This window comes from Micromonospora rubida (genome assembly GCF_009908295.1).
In the GTDB taxonomy this organism is placed as follows: Bacteria; Actinomycetota; Actinomycetes; order Mycobacteriales; family Micromonosporaceae; genus Micromonospora; species Micromonospora rubida.
The window spans coordinates 146794-163475 of sequence record NZ_JAAALO010000007.1; the positions used below are offsets into that span (position 1 = coordinate 146794).

16 protein-coding genes are annotated in these 16682 nt (G+C 71.7%); 7 read left to right on the plus strand and 9 right to left on the minus strand.

The window, feature by feature from the left end:
• Positions 1-62 precede the first annotated feature (62 nt).
• From GVV04_RS24365 to GVV04_RS24375, 3 genes are all read left to right on the plus strand, one after another.
• Positions 63-836, plus strand: a complete 774-nt coding sequence (locus GVV04_RS24365; protein ID WP_161690824.1) for an SAM-dependent chlorinase/fluorinase — start codon at positions 63-65, stop codon at positions 834-836.
• A 4-nt stretch (positions 837-840) separates the two neighbouring features.
• Positions 841-2325, plus strand: a complete 1485-nt coding sequence (locus tag GVV04_RS24370; RefSeq protein ID WP_161690825.1) for a condensation domain-containing protein — start codon at positions 841-843, stop codon at positions 2323-2325.
• 77 nt (positions 2326-2402) lie between these two features.
• Positions 2403-3452, plus strand: a complete 1050-nt coding sequence (locus tag GVV04_RS24375) for an aminotransferase class I/II-fold pyridoxal phosphate-dependent enzyme (RefSeq protein WP_161690827.1) — start codon at positions 2403-2405, stop codon at positions 3450-3452.
• A gap of 20 nt (positions 3453-3472) precedes the next feature.
• Here the strand turns inward: GVV04_RS24375 and GVV04_RS24380 are convergent, their stop codons facing one another.
• The 4 genes from GVV04_RS24380 to GVV04_RS24395 all read right to left on the minus strand — a co-directional run bounded on the left by GVV04_RS24380 (position 3473) and on the right by GVV04_RS24395 (position 7108).
• Positions 3473-4474 carry a methyltransferase gene (locus GVV04_RS24380; RefSeq protein ID WP_161690829.1) on the minus strand — a complete coding sequence of 334 codons (1002 nt, stop codon included), beginning with the start codon at positions 4472-4474 and terminating at the stop codon, positions 3473-3475.
• 86 nt (positions 4475-4560) lie between these two features.
• Positions 4561-5391, minus strand: coding sequence for an ABC transporter permease (locus tag GVV04_RS24385; protein WP_161690831.1), 831 nt, complete (start codon positions 5389-5391; stop codon positions 4561-4563).
• The gene (locus GVV04_RS24390) at positions 5388-6164 is read right to left on the minus strand and encodes an ABC transporter permease (protein ID WP_161690833.1); all 777 of its coding nucleotides are present in this window, start codon (positions 6162-6164) and stop codon (positions 5388-5390) included. Before GVV04_RS24390 ends, GVV04_RS24385 begins: the two co-directional genes overlap by 4 nt.
• Positions 6161-7108 carry an ABC transporter ATP-binding protein gene (locus tag GVV04_RS24395; protein WP_161690835.1) on the minus strand — a complete coding sequence of 316 codons (948 nt, stop codon included), beginning with the start codon at positions 7106-7108 and terminating at the stop codon, positions 6161-6163. Before GVV04_RS24395 ends, GVV04_RS24390 begins: the two co-directional genes overlap by 4 nt.
• A gap of 215 nt (positions 7109-7323) precedes the next feature.
• Here GVV04_RS24395 and GVV04_RS24400 point away from each other — a divergent pair, with 215 nt between their 5' ends.
• Entirely contained in the window at positions 7324-8223 is a 900-nt protein-coding gene (locus tag GVV04_RS24400) for a hypothetical protein (RefSeq protein ID WP_161690837.1), read from the plus strand.
• Positions 8224-8302: 79 nt separating this feature from the next.
• Here the strand turns inward: GVV04_RS24400 and GVV04_RS24405 are convergent, their stop codons facing one another.
• Positions 8303-8716: a winged helix-turn-helix transcriptional regulator gene (locus tag GVV04_RS24405; protein ID WP_161690839.1), complete on the minus strand. Its 414-nt coding sequence runs from the start codon at positions 8714-8716 to the stop codon at positions 8303-8305.
• A 39-nt stretch (positions 8717-8755) separates the two neighbouring features.
• Between GVV04_RS24405 and GVV04_RS24410 the strand changes: the two genes are divergently transcribed.
• Positions 8756-9613: an NAD(P)H-binding protein gene (locus GVV04_RS24410; RefSeq protein WP_201754080.1), complete on the plus strand. Its 858-nt coding sequence runs from the start codon at positions 8756-8758 to the stop codon at positions 9611-9613.
• 134 nt (positions 9614-9747) lie between these two features.
• Here the strand turns inward: GVV04_RS24410 and prfH are convergent, their stop codons facing one another.
• From prfH to GVV04_RS24430, 4 genes are all read right to left on the minus strand, one after another.
• The gene (gene prfH, locus GVV04_RS24415; RefSeq protein WP_161690841.1) at positions 9748-10362 is read right to left on the minus strand and encodes a peptide chain release factor H; all 615 of its coding nucleotides are present in this window, start codon (positions 10360-10362) and stop codon (positions 9748-9750) included.
• A complete protein-coding gene (locus tag GVV04_RS24420) occupies positions 10359-11558 on the minus strand; it encodes an RNA ligase RtcB family protein (protein WP_407938832.1) in 1200 nt (399 codons plus the stop codon). Before GVV04_RS24420 ends, prfH begins: the two co-directional genes overlap by 4 nt.
• A 219-nt stretch (positions 11559-11777) precedes the next feature.
• Positions 11778-13481, minus strand: coding sequence for a tetratricopeptide repeat protein (locus tag GVV04_RS34520; protein ID WP_161690843.1), 1704 nt, complete (start codon positions 13479-13481; stop codon positions 11778-11780).
• A 321-nt stretch (positions 13482-13802) separates the two neighbouring features.
• Entirely contained in the window at positions 13803-13982 is a 180-nt protein-coding gene (locus GVV04_RS24430) for a hypothetical protein (RefSeq protein WP_161690845.1), read from the minus strand.
• A gap of 586 nt (positions 13983-14568) precedes the next feature.
• On the opposite strand from GVV04_RS24430, the gene GVV04_RS24435 reads away from it, so the two are divergent.
• Both GVV04_RS24435 and GVV04_RS24440 read left to right on the plus strand, forming a co-directional pair.
• Positions 14569-15621 (plus strand): S1 family peptidase, encoded by a 1053-nt coding sequence (locus GVV04_RS24435; protein ID WP_161690846.1) that lies wholly within the window; start codon positions 14569-14571, stop codon positions 15619-15621.
• Positions 15622-15753: 132 nt separating this feature from the next.
• Positions 15754-16650, plus strand: a complete 897-nt coding sequence (locus GVV04_RS24440; protein WP_328822547.1) for an alpha/beta hydrolase family protein — start codon at positions 15754-15756, stop codon at positions 16648-16650.
• Positions 16651-16682: the final 32 nt, after the last annotated feature.

Consider the following 16682-nt stretch of genomic DNA (forward strand, 5'->3'; position numbering starts at 1 on the left):
CGCACCACGACCACCGTTACGCGATCACCTGTCAACAACCTCTCAGCTTCGGAAGTAGAACGATGACCAGACCCATTGTGCTTGTGACCGACTGCAACGATCTCGCCTTCGCGGAAATGCGGGGCGCGATGTGGGCGGCGGCGGACGGGGCGCCGCTGGCGATCGAACCGACCGTCTTCACCCACCCGATGTCCGTGATCAACGCCGCGTTCGCGGTTCGCATGATGGCCGAGGCCTACCCGCCAGAGACGATCATCAGCTTCGTCGTCAACCCGCTGAAGCTCCGGACCGAGCGGATCGTCGGCCGCACCAAGCACAAGGACATCCTCTTCGAGGGGACGAACACCGGTGTCGCCGGCTGGCTGGTGGACGAGTTCGGCTGCGAGGAGCTGTACGAGCTGCACGACCCGGGCTTCGTTCCGTTCGGTGGGAAGTACGTCCACGCCCCGGCCGTGGGGAAGCTGGCCGCCGGCGCGGCTCTCGCCGACCTCGGGAACCCGTTCCCGCTGGAGCGCCTGCGTCGCGCCGAGCGGACGAGCAAGCTCGTCGTCCACGTCGACAACTTCGGCAACCTCAAGTTCCCCTGGCCGGAGGGCGACATCAACAACAAGGGGCGCCGCTACCGGGTGAGCTGGCCCGGACACAGCGTCGAGGCCGTGCTCTGGCGGCGGATGATGGAACGTGAGGACGGCGAGTGGATCATCTACCCCGGTAGCTCGCTCGACCTGTGGGAGCTGGGCGAGGTGCGTGGTCGGGGCGTGAGCGCGGCCGACGCCCCGCCCGGCACGGTCCTCACCATCGAGGCTCTCGACAGCCCCGCGGCCGAGGGGGAGTAGGTCGGTGCGTGCCTCGGTCGACCTCGTCGAACGGGTCGGTGTCCTGTGGGGGGAGGTCGTCGGCCCGTACGACGACCTCTTCGAGGCCGGGTCCCCGTCGCTGACCGCCGCGCTGCTGGCGACCCGGATACGCCGGGAACTGGGGCTGCTGGTCACGATCGACCAGGTGCTCGACCGCCCTCGCCGGGACGAGTTCCTGTCCCAGGTGGCCAGCCTGGCCGCCGACAGCGAGGGCCCTCTGCGGCGGCTGCCGAGGCCGGCGCCGGGAGGCCCGGGAGCGGCGTCGGACCGGCACCTTCGGCTGCTTGAGAAGCCCGACACCGGCGGGCGTCCCGCGGTCCAGGTCGCGTTCCACGCGGTCGGTGAGAGCCTGGACCTCGATCGGCTCACCCGTGCGTTCACCGAGATCGTGGCACGGCACGACATCCTGCGCACGGTGCTGCGTTACGAGACCGGCGAGGTGGTCGTGCACGGCGCGGAGACGGTGTCGGGCAGCCTGACGGCGCAGCCGTCGGGCCTGACCCCCGAGGGGCTCGGCGGCTGGCTGAGGGCGCACGCGGCCAGGCCCTTCGACCTGCGACGGGGACCCATGCTGCGGTGGGGTGTTGTCCGCGCCCCGGACGGGGACGTGTTGTTCGTCGACGCGGACCATCTCGCCGTCGACGGCGTCTCCATGCTCGTCATCCTGCAGGAGCTCGAGCAGCTCTACCGCGACGGCGACGCGCTGACGGGCACGTCGCCGTGGCAGTACGCCGACTACCTCGCCTGGCGCCGCACGCACTGGGACACCCCGGCGGCGAAGGAGGAGCTCGTCACCTTCTGGCGGCGGTACCTGGGGTCGGTGCCCGACCAACCGGTCCGGCGCGGTCAGCCGCAGTCGCGGCGGACGGCCGCGGTGCGGGCCTCCCTCGACGTCACGGACCTGCGGGAGGCGCTCGAGCGGGAGATCGCCGACACCAAGCTGACCGCCCCCATGCTGTTGGTCCGGGCAGCGGCGTACCACCTCCAGGAGGCGCTGGGACCGGGTCCTGTCTTCGCGCTGACGCCGGTGGCGGGCCGCCCGATCGACGCCTTCGCCGACGTGGTCGGAAATCTGTCGACGGTGGTCCCGGTCCGGGTCGAGATCGACCCGGCGGGGCCGGTCGCCGTCAACGACCAGATCGTCAAGCAGGCGGTCACCGACGGACGCGCCCACACCGGGCTGCGGCTGAACGAGATCGGACGGGCACTCGGGGCCGAGAAGCCGCCCCGGGTGTTGTACCTCGCCGCCGAGAGCGAACCGCAGCTTCGGCTGGGCCAGGTGCCGCTGCGGCCGAGGGTGGCCCTGCCGCAGGAGGCGCTGTTCGACGTCAGCGTGTGGCTGCGGTTCGGAGAGCGCGAGCTCCGGTTGGAGGCGGTCGGGCGCGCGGACACGATCAGTGACGCCGACCTCGACGAGCTGGTGCGGTCGCTGGCGCGGCGGTTGGTCCTGTCCCCGGAAGGCAGATGAACGACCGTCGGGGGACCCGCTCGGTGAAGTGGGATCTCCTGAGCGAACCGCGGAATCTCCCGTTCACCATCGCCGACATGGACATCAGCAGCCCGCCGGGGCTCGGGCCGGCGCTGTCCCGGGCGTTGGCGCAGTCCACCTGGGGGTACACGTACCAGGATCCGGCGGTGTTGGAGGCCGTCACCGCCTGGTACGCCGACCGTCACCGGGTGACCGTCGCACCGAACCACGTGCTCACCGCCGCCCTGCCGCCGAAGGTGACGCTTCGGGCGGTGCTGGCCGCACTGGGCTGCGGCGGGCGGACGGTCGTCGTCGAGCCCCCGGTGTACGGCGGATTCCGCAACGCCGCCGCAGCCGTCGGCGCCTCCTGCGTGCCCGCGCCGCTGTCGCTCGTCGACGGCACCTACCGCCGGGACCTCGCCGCGCTCGACGCGGTGCTGCGCAGGCACCGGCCCCGGGCCATCCTGCTGTGCAGCCCGCAGAACCCCCTGGGCCGGGTGTGGGACGCCGTGGAGCTCGACGAGCTGCTACGACTGTGCGCCGGCCACGGCGTCGCCGTCGTCAGCGACGAGGTCCACAGCGATCTCGTACTGGACGCGGACCGCACGCACACGCCGGCCATCTCCGTCCGGTCCGGGGCCGAGGTCGTGATCGTCTCCAGCCCCGGCAAGACCTTCAACGTCTCCGGGGTGCCGTCGTCATTCGTCATCGGCGGCGACGAGGCCGTCACCCGGGCCGTACGCGGACAGCTCAACACCTGGGGAGTGCACCCCGGCTCCCTCGTCACCGACGCGATGATGGTGCATCTGTACACGGCGGAGGCCGCCTGGCTCGACCAGCTCGTCGCGGAGTTGCGCCGGCTGCGGGCGACGCTGCTGGCCGAGCTGGCGACGGTACCCGGCCTGACGGTCATGCGGCCCACGGCCGGCTTCCTGGCCTGGATCGACTGTCGTGGCCTGGACCCGTCGGGGCCCGCTGGCAGGTGGTTCGCCGAGCGCGGCGTCGACGTCGTCGGGGGTACGGAGTTCGGCTCCGGCTACGACGGCTTCGTCCGCTGGAACTACGCCACCGACCCGACCCTGCTGCGGGCGGCGGTGGAGCGCCTGGGTGCCCCTTCGGCGTCATGACGCCCCACCGCTTACCGCGCCTACCGCCCGGCCGTGTCGACGCGTGCCTCGATGAGCCAGTGGTCGCCGGAGACGGGGACGGTGCGGGTCACCCGTAACCCCTCGGCGGCGAGCAGGTCGGAGAACTCGGCCAGGCCCCGCTCGCGGCCACCGCACATGAGGCCGGTGTTCAGGTCGGCCATCGCCAACGAGGCCGTCATGGCGCCGGCCACCGAGCGCTCGAAGATCAGCAGGCGGCCCGCGTCCGACATGGCGTCCGCGCAGGCCCGCACGATCCGGCGGGCCTTGTCGTCATTCCAGTCGTGCAGGATCCGCGACAGCAGATAGACGTCGTGTCCGGGGGGAACCGCCTCGAAGAAGTCGAGGTCGACGAAGCGCCACCGGTCGCGAGCGACATCGCTGAGGTACGCCAGAGCGCCGGCGCGCGCATAGGGACGGTCCCCGACTGTGACGTGTACGCCGTCGTACGCGGCGAGGAACGCGCGCGCCATCCCTCCCGATCCTCCTCCCACGTCGAGGAGGGACTCGTCGCCGGTGAGTCCCGCCGCCGCCGCCACACCCGCCGCGTGGCGGGCCGTGCCGGTGCGCATCTGCCGCTCGAAGACCTCGTACGTCTCCGGTTCCGCGTCGAAGGCGTCGAACACGTCATCGCCGGATTCGGACCGCTCCAGCCACCGGGGGAAGTCGGCCCACGCCGACCAGCCCTCCTCGTGCAGCATCCGCGCCATCGGGGCCAGCGAGCCTCCCTCGCCGTCCGCGAGGAGCCTGCCCACCGGGGTCAGGCTCACTGCGCCGCCCTTGTGCCGTTCGAGAACGCCGACGGCGACGAGCGCGGACACCAACCGGTCCAGGTGGGGCGCGGCCAGCTTGAGGTTCGTGGCGAGGTCCGCGCCGGTTGCCGGCTCCGCCTCGGCGACGGCGTTGACGACCCCGCTGGTCACCGCGGTCGTGAGCAGACGGCTGACTGAGAACGCCCGCATCGTGTCGGCCAACTGACGGGCGTCGCTGATGGGCTGGTTCATTTTCGGAGCACTCTCCCTAGTCCCTGCCGTCGACCCAACCGGCAGCGAACCTGCCGATCTCGTCGTCCGGGTAGAAATGGCGCCTCTCAGCTTCCGAACTCCAGGCTGCCGTCTGCGCGACCCTTGGTGACCACCCGGTTGATCGAGACGGTGGCCAGGGCGAACCAGCCGATGCCGACGAGCGCCTCCAGCGCGAGCTTCGGCCACACCTCGGACCAGGTGCCGCCGGCGAGAACGGCACGGATGGCCTGCAGGCCGTTGGTCAACGGGAACAGGTGGAGGACCGGTTGCAGCCAGGCGGGCCAGAAGGAGATCGGCACGTTCACGCCGCAGAACGCCATGATGGGCAGGTAGCCGAGGTTCAGCACGATCACCTGCAGGCTGCGGTAACGCACGGCGAGACCGGCCAGGAAGCAGCCGTAGCAGTAGCAGCTGACCGCGACGAGGAGGATCATCGCCACCGCGGGCAACGCCTCCGGCCATGGCAGCGGCACGCCCAGCAGCGGCGGCAGGACGAGCCAGCCGATGACAGAGCTGGCGATGCCGCTGGCGAGCCAGTGCAGGCCGCGCCCGAGGTACACGGGCACGTGGCTGGTCGGGGCTATCGCGAGCAGCGGCAGGGTGCCCAGCCGGCGCTCACCGGCCATTGTCAGCACGACGATCATCGACTCCAGGCACGACAGCGCGACGATGTTGCCCACCAGCACGAACTGCATGGTGGCGTCGTTGGCGACGAACTTCCCGATCAACGCGAAGAACGTCACCTGCGTCAGCAGCCGCGCCACCCAGCCGAACAGCCAGGTGCGCCAGGTGTGCACCGTCCGCATCTCCGCGATCGAGAACAGCAGCGACTGGTGCCCGAGGCGCAGCCAGCCGGTGCCCGGCGAAGAGGTTCCGAGAGAAGAAGGGCTGTTCATGAGTGTCCCACGTGTGCGGTCTCGCGGCTCTGATCGATGATCCGGTTGATCAGCAGGAACCCGGCGACCAGTGCCGCCGCGCCGAGACCGATGGTCATGGCGATCCAGGCCGGCCACGCGTCCGGCAGGTTCCCGCTCATCGAGCCGCGCAGCAGGTCGGCGCTCCACGACAGGAAGATGACCCGGCTGAGCGGTTCAAGCCAGCCCGGCAGGAGCGCGACCGGCACCAGGACCCCGCCGAGAATGTAGAACGGGTAGGTGAGCGCGTTCTGGAACACGTGCAGCGCCCGCGACTTGATGAACACGGCGGCGAGCAGGGTGGCGGTGCCGGCCATCGCGAAGCAGGTGGCCAGGATGGCCACGACGAACACGCCAGGTCGTTCGAGTGGTACGTCGGCTCCGAATCCGACGACCGCCACCAACCACGATTCGAAGAAGGTCAGCGCGCCGGCCAGGATGACGACTCCGATCCGCCCGAACACCACGAGACTCACCGGGGTCAGCGAGGCGACCAGAAGCTCCATCCGCCCGGCCCACCGTTCCTCCTCGATGATCGAGGCGGCCAGGTCCAGCGACATCAGCCAGAGCCCGATCAGGCCCGGCGCGAGTACGCCGTTCACCAGCGTCCCCGACCGCTGGCCGCTCACGACGAGCGACAGGAAGATGACGCTGAACAGCGGCGAGGTCAGCAGGATCATCAGGTGGCCCGGGCTGCGTCGGGTGATGGCGAGCTGCAACCGGAAGGCTGCGGCGATGACGCGTAGCGCGTTCACACCGACATCGCTCTCGTGCCGATCAGTCGCAGGTACACGTCCTCGAGCGTGGGCTCGCTCCGGCGCGCCGACAGCACACCCCGCTCGATCAGCCACACCAGCAGCCGTGCCACGTCCGCGGGTTCCCTCAGCAGCGCCCGGTGGCCGCCGTCCCGTGGTTCGACGCTCTCCACGAACGCCAGCTCCGGCACCTGGGCCAGCACCGCCGGGTCGTCGCAGGTGAAGTCGACGCACTCGCGGGCGTCCAGGTACCGGCCGATGTGCCTGGTCGGTTCGTCGAGCACGAGCCGGCCGTGGTCGATGAGGGTGACCCGGTCACAGAGGGCCTCGGCCTCGGCCATGTCATGCGTGGTGAGGAAAACGGTACGCCCTTCCTGCCGCAGTTCCCGCACGAGTGCGCGGAAATCACGGGCGGCGACCGGATCCATACCGGTTGTCGGTTCGTCGAGGAACAGAATTCGGGGGCCGTGTATCAGCCCACGCGCAAGGTGCAGTCGCTGTTTCATTCCCCGGGAGAATGTCTCCACGGGTTCATCCGCCCGGTCGGCGAGCCCCATCCGCTCAAGCAGTTCGGAGCAGCGGTTCTGGGCGGTGCGGCGGTCCAGCCGGTAAAGCGCGGCCCAGAAGGCGAGATTCTGTCGCGCGCTGATCCGGGGATACAGGCCCCGCTCGCCACCGAATACGACGCCGACGTTCTCCCGGACCGTCTGCGGGGCGCTGACCAGGTCTTTCCCGAGCACCCTCGCGGTACCGGAGGTAGGCAGGAGGACGGTGGAGAGGATCTTGACAAGCGTGGTCTTGCCTGCTCCGTTCGGCCCCAGCAGGCCGAGTACTTCGCTGTCATCGACGGTCAGCGTGACGCCACCGAGCGCGACGGTCTCTTCGGCCTTGCGCCGTGTTCGGTACGTGCGGACCAACTCGCGGATTTCTACAACCGCTGGCATTCAGATTCCCTTGTCGCGATAGTGGTCTGCCCGACGCTCGCCACGTGGGCACCCCGCCGTCCTGACAGTCGGCCCGGTTGGCATGGCCAATATAGACGGCGGCGCGGGGGTTGGGAAGTCGCTGATACTGTCGTCCCGGCTTCCGCATCGGGAGTTACTCAGCGCAATTTTTGCGATACTGAAACCGCTGCTGACGGGGCGGGAGGGCGGAACGCGTGAACAATCCAATGTGGCATACGCTCAGGGTCGGTACCGGCAGCGAGATCGTGCTCGTGGTCGACTTCAGTGCCGACGCCGGCCGCGAGGCCGCCGGGTTCAGCGATCTGGTCCCGCTGCTTCCTGACCGTTACACCGTCCAGGCGACGCGCCGCACCACCTGGACCGACGACGCCGACGGCACGGTCGACCCGACGGCCCGGCTTCAGGAATGGCTCTCGACGGCAGACCTGTTCGGACCGGAGGTGGTGGCCGTGCTCGGGTACTGCGCCGGATGCCGGCTCTCCGTCGCGTTCGCCGATCGGATCGCCGGCCCGATCCCGCCCGCGGTGGTCCTCTTCGACCCGCTGCCGGTGGTGCCGCAGTCGCTCTGGCAGGAGTACGCGAAAGCCGTGACGCAGCTGGCTCCGGGTCTCGGTGAGGCGGTCGTCGACCAGGCCACTGAGCGCGCCCGGGCCGAGGCCGAGGCCGCCACCGGCGCCGGGGAGCTGGCCCGGTGGCTCAGCGGGTCCTACGCCGACCTCGCGCCGCGCGGCTGCGAGGAACTCGGCATCGACGTGGAGTTCGCCGAACAGCTGATCAGCCGGCTGACGGGGTACCTCCGGTACCTGGCGATCGCGGCGGCCGCGCCGCTGTCGTCGGGCCACGCACCGGCGCTCGTGCTGCGATCGCAGGAGCCGGTGCCGTCCGAGCTGCTGGAGCACGCCGACGCGCGGCAGCTGGAACACGTCGACGCGCGGCAGCTCGACACGCCCCGGGTCGAGCTGCTCCGCAGCCAGGAGGCGGCCGACCTGGTGACGCGGCTGTTGGCCGGCCGCAGCCGCGACGCGACCGGGTCCGACCGCCTGTCGGCCGCCGTAGCGGCGACGAACATGGAGTCTGCCGTCCGCGACGCGTGACGGATCACCCCCGCCCAAACGGCGACGCCGGGGGCGCGGGTCCAGGCCATCGACAACCACCCCGCTGGAACCTGCTTGTTCACCGGATTCCGGAGTCGGGATGTTCGGCATCCCATTCTTGGCGTGCTTGCGCGATGGCGTCGCGGTGTTCCGCCGACCAGTCCGTGAGGGCTTTGACCAGATGGGTGAGGCTGTGGCCCATCGTCGTGAGCTCGTACTCGACCTGCGGGGGCACCGTAGGGTGCACGGTCCGGGTGACCAGGCCATCGCGTTCCAACCGGCGCACGGTGAGCGTCAGCATCCGCTGGGAGATACCAGGGATGGCGCGCTGTAGCTGTCGGAAACGGCGGATGCCCTGGGCCAGTTCGACGATGACCAGGACCGACCATTTGTCGCCGATCCGGTCGAGTACCTCGCGGATACCGCAGTCCTCGTGCTCGTCGCCGCAGCTGACGACGGGTTCGGCGGTTACCCCGGTGTGCCCCACTGACATGGAAGTGCCTCCTTACGCTCCCCGGCGCGAAACCGCAGGATGATCCCGGTTACGGAAGAGAACCTACCGGAACGGAAGACCCTGATGATCCTGGTTACTGGTGCCACCGGCGCCCTGGGCACGCTGATCGCCGAGCGGCTGGCCGACCGCGACGACACCGTCCTTGGAACGCGTGAACCTCAGCGGCTCGAGACCCCGCTGCCGGTCCGCCGCATCGACTTCGACGAGCCCGGCACCCTCGTCGGTGGCTTCGAGGCCGTGGATGTGCTGCTGATGATCTCTGCGGGCTACGGCGAGGATGACACCGTCATAGCCCGGCACGGTGCCGCCATCGACGCCGCAGAGAGGGCCGGCGTGGGGCATGTCGTCTATACGAGCCTGACCGCCGACGGCGATCACCTTCCCTACGCACTGGCGCACCGTTGGACCGAGCGTCGGCTCCAGGACAGCACCATGGACTGGACGATCCTGCGCAATGGCCTGTACGCGGAGTTGCTGGGTGGCCTCGCGGCACCGTCGGCCGACGGACGGATCACTGCCCCCCTCGGTGAGGGCCAACTGGCCGCCGTTACCCGGGCGGATCTGGCCGATGCCGCAGTACGTGTGACGGTGGAGGCACCCGCTCATGCGGGGCGCAGCTATGAACTCGTCGGCGAGCAGGCCATCGGCGGTGCCGATCTGGCCCGGACGCACGGCCCACACGTCGTCTATGAGCCGGAGACCCTCGCCCAGGCCCGCGCACACATTGCCGCTTCCGGCGCCGAGCCGTTCCAGGTGCCGATGCTGGTGGGCACCTACTCCGCCATCGCGGCCGGGTTCATGTCCCGCACCGGCGGTGATCTGCGTCAGCTGCTGGGCCGCGCCCCCTACTCCGCGCTCGCAGCAGCCGTCGCATAGCCCTCACCGCAACCAGTCCGCGCCGGACCTGCTCATCCGCCGCCCCACGCGGTCGGCGACGGGCACCCGGTGCGGCAGGCGTCGGGCGCTTGTCGGCGGGTGGCGTCGACGATCGGCGGGACCAGCTGCGGTCCCTACGTCTCCGGACGTTCGACGCGGGTGGGGTCGCCGCGTACGAGCTCGTCGTGGATGCGCCAGCGGGCGGTGGTGACGGCGCGTTCCGCCGTCTCGTCGCCCCGCTCGATGCGCTGTCGCAGCAGCCGCACGGCGATGCGCCGGTTGAGGCTGAGCTGCCGCTCCGTGTCGACCACGACGACGATCCCCGAGGGGCGGTGGGTCGCCCGTACCGCCGTGCTGGCCTTGTTCCGGTGTTGACCGCCGGGGCCGCCGGTGCGGCAGGCGACGAACTCGACATCCGTCTCCGCGAACGTCGTGTGGGGGGTGTCGACCTGGCACGGACGGGCGATGACGTACCAGTTCTTCCGGCCGGCGTCGGCCCGGTAGGGGCTGGGCGCCTGCCAGCACAGCGTTCCGGTCCACGCCTCGGCGAACGCCTCGGCGGCGGCCCCGGTGATCCGGACCAGGACCGATCGGTAGGTGCCGGGCCGGTCACCGGGAACGGTCTCGACCCGATGGATCGCCAGGTTCTGCCGGGTGCCGTCGGCCTCCAGTCGGCGCAGCAGCCGGGCCAGCGCCCAGGCGCACTCGCGCGGGCCACGCCCGGCCGACATGAGCAGGTGGATGCTCACGGCTGGCCTCGCCCGCGGCGGTGCTCCCGGCGGTCCCGTGGGGGAGTGGACCCGCGGTCGGGCGTCTTGTAGGTGACCAGGGGAACCGTGGCGGCCACGGGGGTGGCCAGGTCGTGGTCGACGAGGTCGGCGATCACCTGCTCGATGCGCTTGTAGGCGGTCGGGGCCTCCTCGAAGAGCAGCTGGCGGTCGCCGCACACCACCAGCGACCCCACCGGCGTGCGGCGCAGCTCCTCGACGGTGTGCTTGGCCCGACCCCGGCGCAGGGCGTCGGCGCGCGACATCTTGCGGCCCGCGCCGTGCGCCACGGAGTGGTTGGCGTCCGGTCCGGCGTGGGCGGCCACCAGGTAGGAACGGGTGCCCCGCGTGCCGGCGACGAGCACGTCGCGGCCGTCACCCGGCGCCGCCCCCTTGCGGTGCAGGTAGACACCGTCGCGGACCTCGACCAGGTTGTGGCACTCGTCGACGATCGGCTCGGTGGGCTCGGCTCCCAGGGCGTGGGCGACCCGGGCGGCCATGAGCCGCCGGTTGAGCGAGCCCCAGCGTACGGCGTCGTCATGCATCCTCAGGTAGGCGTCGGGATCCGGGGCGGGACCCGCGCCGTGGGCCTCGGTGTGCGAACGCAGGATCCGCTCGCCCAGCCCCCGGGAACCACTGTGGACGATGAGCACGAGGTCACCGGCGGCGAGCCCGAGCCGGTTCGCGTGGTCCGGTTCGAGGACGGTGTCGATCCGGGCCAGCTCGACGAAGTGGTTACCCCGACCGACCGTCCCGAGGCCCTCGACGTGACCGGCGGGAATGTCGCCCGTCACGACGGCCCAGGCCGGGTCGTCGGCATCACGCTCGGGGTCCAACGCGCGGTCGAGGTCGGGAAACCGGGCGGCGAGTCGTTCGGGCACGACACGCCTGAGCTTGAGTGGGAACACGGCGATGCCGCAACCGATGTCGGAGCCCACCAGGAACGGGTACAACACGGTGGACGCCATGGCGGCGCCGATGGGGGCGCCCTTGCCGGGGTGCAGGTCCGGCATGGCGGCGACGTGGATCATGCCGTCGAGGGCGGCCACCTGGTGGCACTGCGTGAGGGCGTCGGACTCGATCCAGCTCGTGGGGGAGGCGAACACGGTGACGGTGGCCGAGCCCGGGGCCGGGGCGGACCGGGGCAGGGACCCCTGCCGGAAGGGTGGCTGAGACAAGGATGCTCACTTCGCTGAAAGCGGGACGTGGACGGACGGCACGACGGCGCGGGTCAGCGCCGTGCGGCCGTGGAGCAGCTGGGTGCGGTCCGTCAGAACGTCATGGACACACCCTCCCGGAGCCCACGGCGCGCAGCAAGCGCTTTTCGTCCGGTGCCCCGCCCGGGTGGTTGCGCCCGTGGTGCCGCAGCCGGGACCGTCAGCCCGCCCCGCTCGCGGTCAGCCGGCCATCGCGCGATGGCAGCGGTCGAGTTCCGCGCGCAGGTCGCGCCGTAGCGCCCGGTCCAGGCCGGGCTGGGCGAGCGCGTGGGTGAAGTCCTGGACGGCCTCGTCCCACCGTTGCAGCCGCATCAGCGCCGTACCCCGGTTGTAGCGGGGCACCGGCGCCGCCGACAGCGCCACGGCCCGGTCCAGGTCGGCCACGGCGGCGGCCACGTCGCCGCGCTCGAACCGGACGGCGGCACGGTTCGTCCACGCCTCGACCAGCTTCGGATCTCCCGCCAGGGCCCGGGTGAGCAGCTCGTCGGCCTCGGCGAGGCCGCCGCGCTCCGAACGGATCAGCCCGAGGGTGCACAGCAGCGCCGGCTCCTGCGGGACCAGCGCCAGGCCGGCTCGCGCGCCTGCCTCGGCCGCGTCGAGCGCGCCGCCTTCCACGTGCAGGTTGACCAGGGCGATCCGGGCGTCGAGGTGCCCGGGGTCGATGGCGAGCACCCGGTCCAGGTCCGCACGCGCCCGCTCGGGGCGGCCCCGCTCCTGCTGGAGCACGGCCCGGTTGTAGTACGCCTCGGGCAGGTGCGGTCCCAGCCGGATCGCGGTGTCGTAGTCCCGGATCGCGGCCGAGTCCCGCCCCGCCGCCCGGTGCAGGGCGGCCCGGTCCACGTAGTACTCGCAGTTGCCGGGGTCGTGGGCGATCACGGTGTCGAGATCGGCCAGGGCCTGCGCCGGATCGCCGAGGGCCAGGTGCACCTGCGCCCGGTTGTGGCGCAGCCGGGCCAGGTCCTGCGGGCGTTCGCCGGGGCCGAGCACCGCCGCCAGCCGGGCCAACCCGTCGTCGATCAGCCGCAACGCGCGGGCGGGCTCGCCCGCCCTGCTGTCCAGCAGCGCCAGGCCCTGCTCGTAGAAGACGGTGGACAGCATCCGCTGCCGAGGGTCGTCCAGGCCGGCGGCGAGGTGGACCGCCCGCTCCAGCCACAGTCGGGCCTGCGCCGGGTCCTGGTCGGCCGCCGGCAGGTGCCGGGCGTACAGCATGGCGGTGGCGTACGCGGCCGACATGGTGATCTTCGGATCGTCGGTGGCGGCCTGCGCCTCCCGGTAGAGGTCGAGCGCCTCGGTGGCCTCGCCGAGCGCCGCCAGGGCGGTGGCCAGGCCGGTGGTGAACGCCCACCAGTGCGGCAGGTCGCCGTCCGGGGTCACCGTGGCGCGCCCGCGCCGCGCCACTCGGGCCGCATGGTGGTAGAAACCGCGGGCCAGGCCGTCACCGAGGGCCGTGCGGGTCGCCTCCGGCGTCGGGTCGGCCGGGGCCGGCTCGCGGTCGCCGCCGTCGCGCAGGGCCAGGCGTACCGGGGACGGCCCGAGCCGGTGGGCCAGGGCGTCCAGCAGCTCGCGGGTGGTCTCGTCGGCGCTGGCGACGTGGTCGAACCGGACCGTGACCGGGCGCCGGAGCTTGCCCGCCCAGGCCACCACGAACTCGGTCGCCCCGTAGGCCAGGCAGGCGGTGCGCCGGGCGGGATGAAACCGGATCGGCTCCTCTTCGGCTGCCGGTCGTGCCGTCCGGTCGAGCCGGGGCGCGATGGCGTACAGCTCGACCTCGTGGCGGGACGCCAGGCGGGGCCGGTCGGCGGCGATCCGGGCGAGGAAGTCCGCGACCCCGGCGTACGGCCCGTAGGCGCGGTGGCAGTCGTAGCCGCCCGGCTCGCCGGTCACGGCCGGGCCCGTCGCCGAAGTGGCGGGCGCCCGAGGGCGCCCGCCGTGCCGGGAACTACCAGCACCACTCGATCCAGAGCCGACGGGCACCGGACACCAGGCGCAGCGCGCTCGTGCGGCGGACGGTCATCTTCTTCACGGGAACCTCCACTATGACTCGCTTCAGGACTGAGGCAGAGCGTAAACCCGATCAAGGGGAATATGAAGACCGCTCGCGATCATTCTGATGCGGCCCGTCCGGGGCTCCACCAGGTGAGGTGGGGTGGGGTGGAGCGCGGTGGGCAGCCGCTGACGACGATCCGCGCCGACCGGCCGGCGCGGTCAGGGCCGCTGTTCGTCGTCGCCCACCGTCTCGCTCTCACCGTCGTGCTGGTAGCGCACGGCCAGGTGCTCGTCCGGCTGCCCCGCCTCCGCGAGGGTGTGGTGCGGGTCGCCGTCGGGGGAGAAGAGGACACGGTCGGTCTTGGGGGTCTTCTCCTGCTCTTCCTCCGGTTCGGTCATCAGTCGCCTCCCGCTGCTCAGTCTCCGGCCCCGTGACGGAGGGTGCCCACTGACAACGCTACGACGCCGTGCTCGCCCACAGGCGCGATCGGCGACTCTCGCGGGACATGGTTCGGCCCCGGCGGCTCGGTGGCGGCGGGCCGCGCCGGGTCCGCCTGGTTCGTGACGGCCCCGGACGTGGCCCCGCCGGCGCCCCGAACGACCTCGCCGACCGGGCACCCCCGGCGGGCGGCCCGACCCGCCGGGGGTGCCCGAGCAACTCCCACCGGTGCCGATTCCCACCGAATCGCTCCTGTCCCGCCATCCGGTCGGACGGGTGTGCGGGCCGGCCCGACGGGGCCACCGACCTTGCTCGCTGACCTGCGGAGACTCGCCCAATAGCCGCTAATCGTCTGACTTGCCACTCGTCGGGCTGTCGGGACCCAAGGGGTGAGAAGCGGTCGAGTCCGGCCAACCATGACTCTTGCAATCAATGTTAAATCTATGAATACTTCGACGCCTCCGATCGGATGAGCCTCACCGTCCGATCGGTTGCCCGGGGTCGCCCGAAAGGGCGGCCCGTGCTCAGCTCCATGGAGGTATCCACATGCGACTCTCCGGGTCCCCGCTGCGCCACGTCACCGCTCTCTCGGTGGCCGGCGCCCTGGTCGTCGGAGCGCTGACCAGCGTTCCCGCTCAGGCCGCACCCGCGAAGAACGCCTCCCCCGACCAGGCCACCGCGCTCGCCGCCGCACTCGGCGAGCGCTCCGGCGGGGCGTACGCCCAGGCCGACGGCGCCATGGTCGTCACCGTGACCGACGACGCCGCCGCCCGAAAGGTCCGCGCGGCCGGCGCCACCCCGAAGCTCGTCACCCGTGGCGCGGACGAACTGGCCCGCGCCACCGCCACCCTCGACGGCTCCGCCCGGATCCCCGGCACGGCGTGGTGGACCGACCCGGCGACCAACCAGGTCGTCGTCTCCGTCGACAGCACCGTGACCGGCGCGAAGCTCCAGCGCGTCGAGACCGTTGCCGGCCGGCTCGGCGGGACCGTCCGGATCGAGCGGGAGGCCGGGAAGCTCAGCACCCGGGCCGCCGGCGGCGAGGCCATCTGGGCCGAGGGCGGCGGACGCTGCTCGCTCGGCTTCAACGTGCGCAGCGGCGACAGTTACTACTTCCTCACCGCAGGGCACTGCACCGCCATCGCCGCCAACTGGTACGCCGACTCCGCACAGAGCAGCCCGCTCGGCTCCGGCGGCACCGGCAGCTTCCCCGGCGACGACTACGGCATCGTCCAGCACGGCAACCCGGCCGCCGCCGACGGCAGCGTCGACCTCTACGACGGCACCACGCGGGACATCACCGGCGTGGCCGAGGCCTTCGCCGGGCAGTCGGTGCAGCGCTCCGGCAGCACCACCGGTCTGCACGGCGGCACCGTCGAGGCGGTCGGCGCGACGGTGAACTACGCCGAGGGCACGGTCACCGGACTGATCCGCACCACGGTCTGCGCCGAGCCGGGCGACAGCGGCGGCTCGCTATTCAGTGGCAGCGCCGCGGTGGGCCTGACCTCGGGCGGCAGCGGCGACTGCACCTCCGGCGGGACGACCTACTTCCAGCCGGTAACCGAGGCGCTGAGCGCCTACGGGGTGGAGATCATCTGATCGACGCGTCACCGGTGTGGGCCGCCGCGACACGGGCGGCCCGCACTGGTGATTTCGCCGATGCGGGACCGGCCGGGCACCCCGAATACTGATTTACGTCGATATTGCCCCGACCGGCAGGGAGTGCCCGACGTGCGATCACCCACCACCCGCCCCCGTCCCGCCGTCCGTGTCCTGGCCCGACTGGCCCTGGCCGCCGTCCTGGCGTCCACGGGCGTCGCGACGGCCTCGTCCGCCGCGCAGGCCGCGGCCAACCCCTACGAGCGCGGCCCGGCCCCGACCAGCGCCATCCTGGAGGCCAGCCGCGGCCCCTTCGCCACCGCCTCGCAGGACGTCTCGTCGCTGAGCGTCACCGGATTCGGCGGCGGGGTCATCTACTACCCGACCAGCACCAGCGAGGGCACCTTCGGCGCCGTCGCCATCTCGCCCGGATACACGGCCAGATGGTCCAGCCTGAGCTGGCTCGGGCCGCGGATCGCCTCGCACGGTTTCGTGGTCATCGGCATCGAGACCAACACCGTCTTCGACCAGCCGGACAGCCGGGGCCGCCAGTTGCTGGCCGCGCTGGACTACCTGGTCCAGCGCAGCTCCGTGCGTGGCCGGATCGACGCCACCCGGCTCGCCGTGGCGGGGCACTCGATGGGCGGCGGGGGGAGCCTGGAGGCCGCCGCCGCGCGGCCCTCGCTGCAGGCCGCCGTGCCGCTCGCGCCGTGGAACCTCACCAAGAGCTGGTCGAGCGTGCGGGTGCCGACGCTGATCGTCGGTGGTGAGTCCGACACCGTGGCCCCGGTCCTGTCGCACTCCGAGCCGTTCTACAGCAGCATCCCGGCGTCGTCGGAGAAGGCGTACCTGGAGCTCAACGGGGCGAGCCACTTCTTCCCGCAGACGGTCAACACGCCCACGGCGAAGCAGGCGGTGGCCTGGTTGAAGCGGTTCGTCGACGACGACACCCGCTACGAGCAGTTCCTCTGCCCGGGCCCCAGCGGCTTCGAGATCGAGGAGTACCGCAGCACCTGCCCCAGCTCCTGAGCGCGATCGGGGCGGCGGCCGCGAGCCGCCGC

What these genes read in the sequence shown, in the direction of transcription:
- GVV04_RS24365 (WP_161690824.1), top strand. Translation starts at nt 63, where the DNA reads ATGACCAGACCCATTGTGCTTGTGACCGACTGCAACGATCTCGCCTTC.
- GVV04_RS24375 (WP_161690827.1), top strand. Translation starts at nt 2,403, where the DNA reads ATGGACATCAGCAGCCCGCCGGGGCTCGGGCCGGCGCTGTCCCGGGCG.
- GVV04_RS24380 (WP_161690829.1), bottom strand. Translation starts at nt 4,474, where the DNA reads ATGAACCAGCCCATCAGCGACGCCCGTCAGTTGGCCGACACGATGCGG.
- GVV04_RS24385 (WP_161690831.1), bottom strand. Translation starts at nt 5,391, where the DNA reads ATGAACAGCCCTTCTTCTCTCGGAACCTCTTCGCCGGGCACCGGCTGG.
- GVV04_RS24395 (WP_161690835.1), bottom strand. Translation starts at nt 7,108, where the DNA reads ATGCCAGCGGTTGTAGAAATCCGCGAGTTGGTCCGCACGTACCGAACA.
- GVV04_RS24405 (WP_161690839.1), bottom strand. Translation starts at nt 8,716, where the DNA reads ATGTCAGTGGGGCACACCGGGGTAACCGCCGAACCCGTCGTCAGCTGC.
- GVV04_RS24410 (WP_201754080.1), top strand. Translation starts at nt 8,756, where the DNA reads ATGATCCCGGTTACGGAAGAGAACCTACCGGAACGGAAGACCCTGATG.
- GVV04_RS24430 (WP_161690845.1), bottom strand. Translation starts at nt 13,982, where the DNA reads ATGACCGAACCGGAGGAAGAGCAGGAGAAGACCCCCAAGACCGACCGT.
- GVV04_RS24435 (WP_161690846.1), top strand. Translation starts at nt 14,569, where the DNA reads ATGCGACTCTCCGGGTCCCCGCTGCGCCACGTCACCGCTCTCTCGGTG.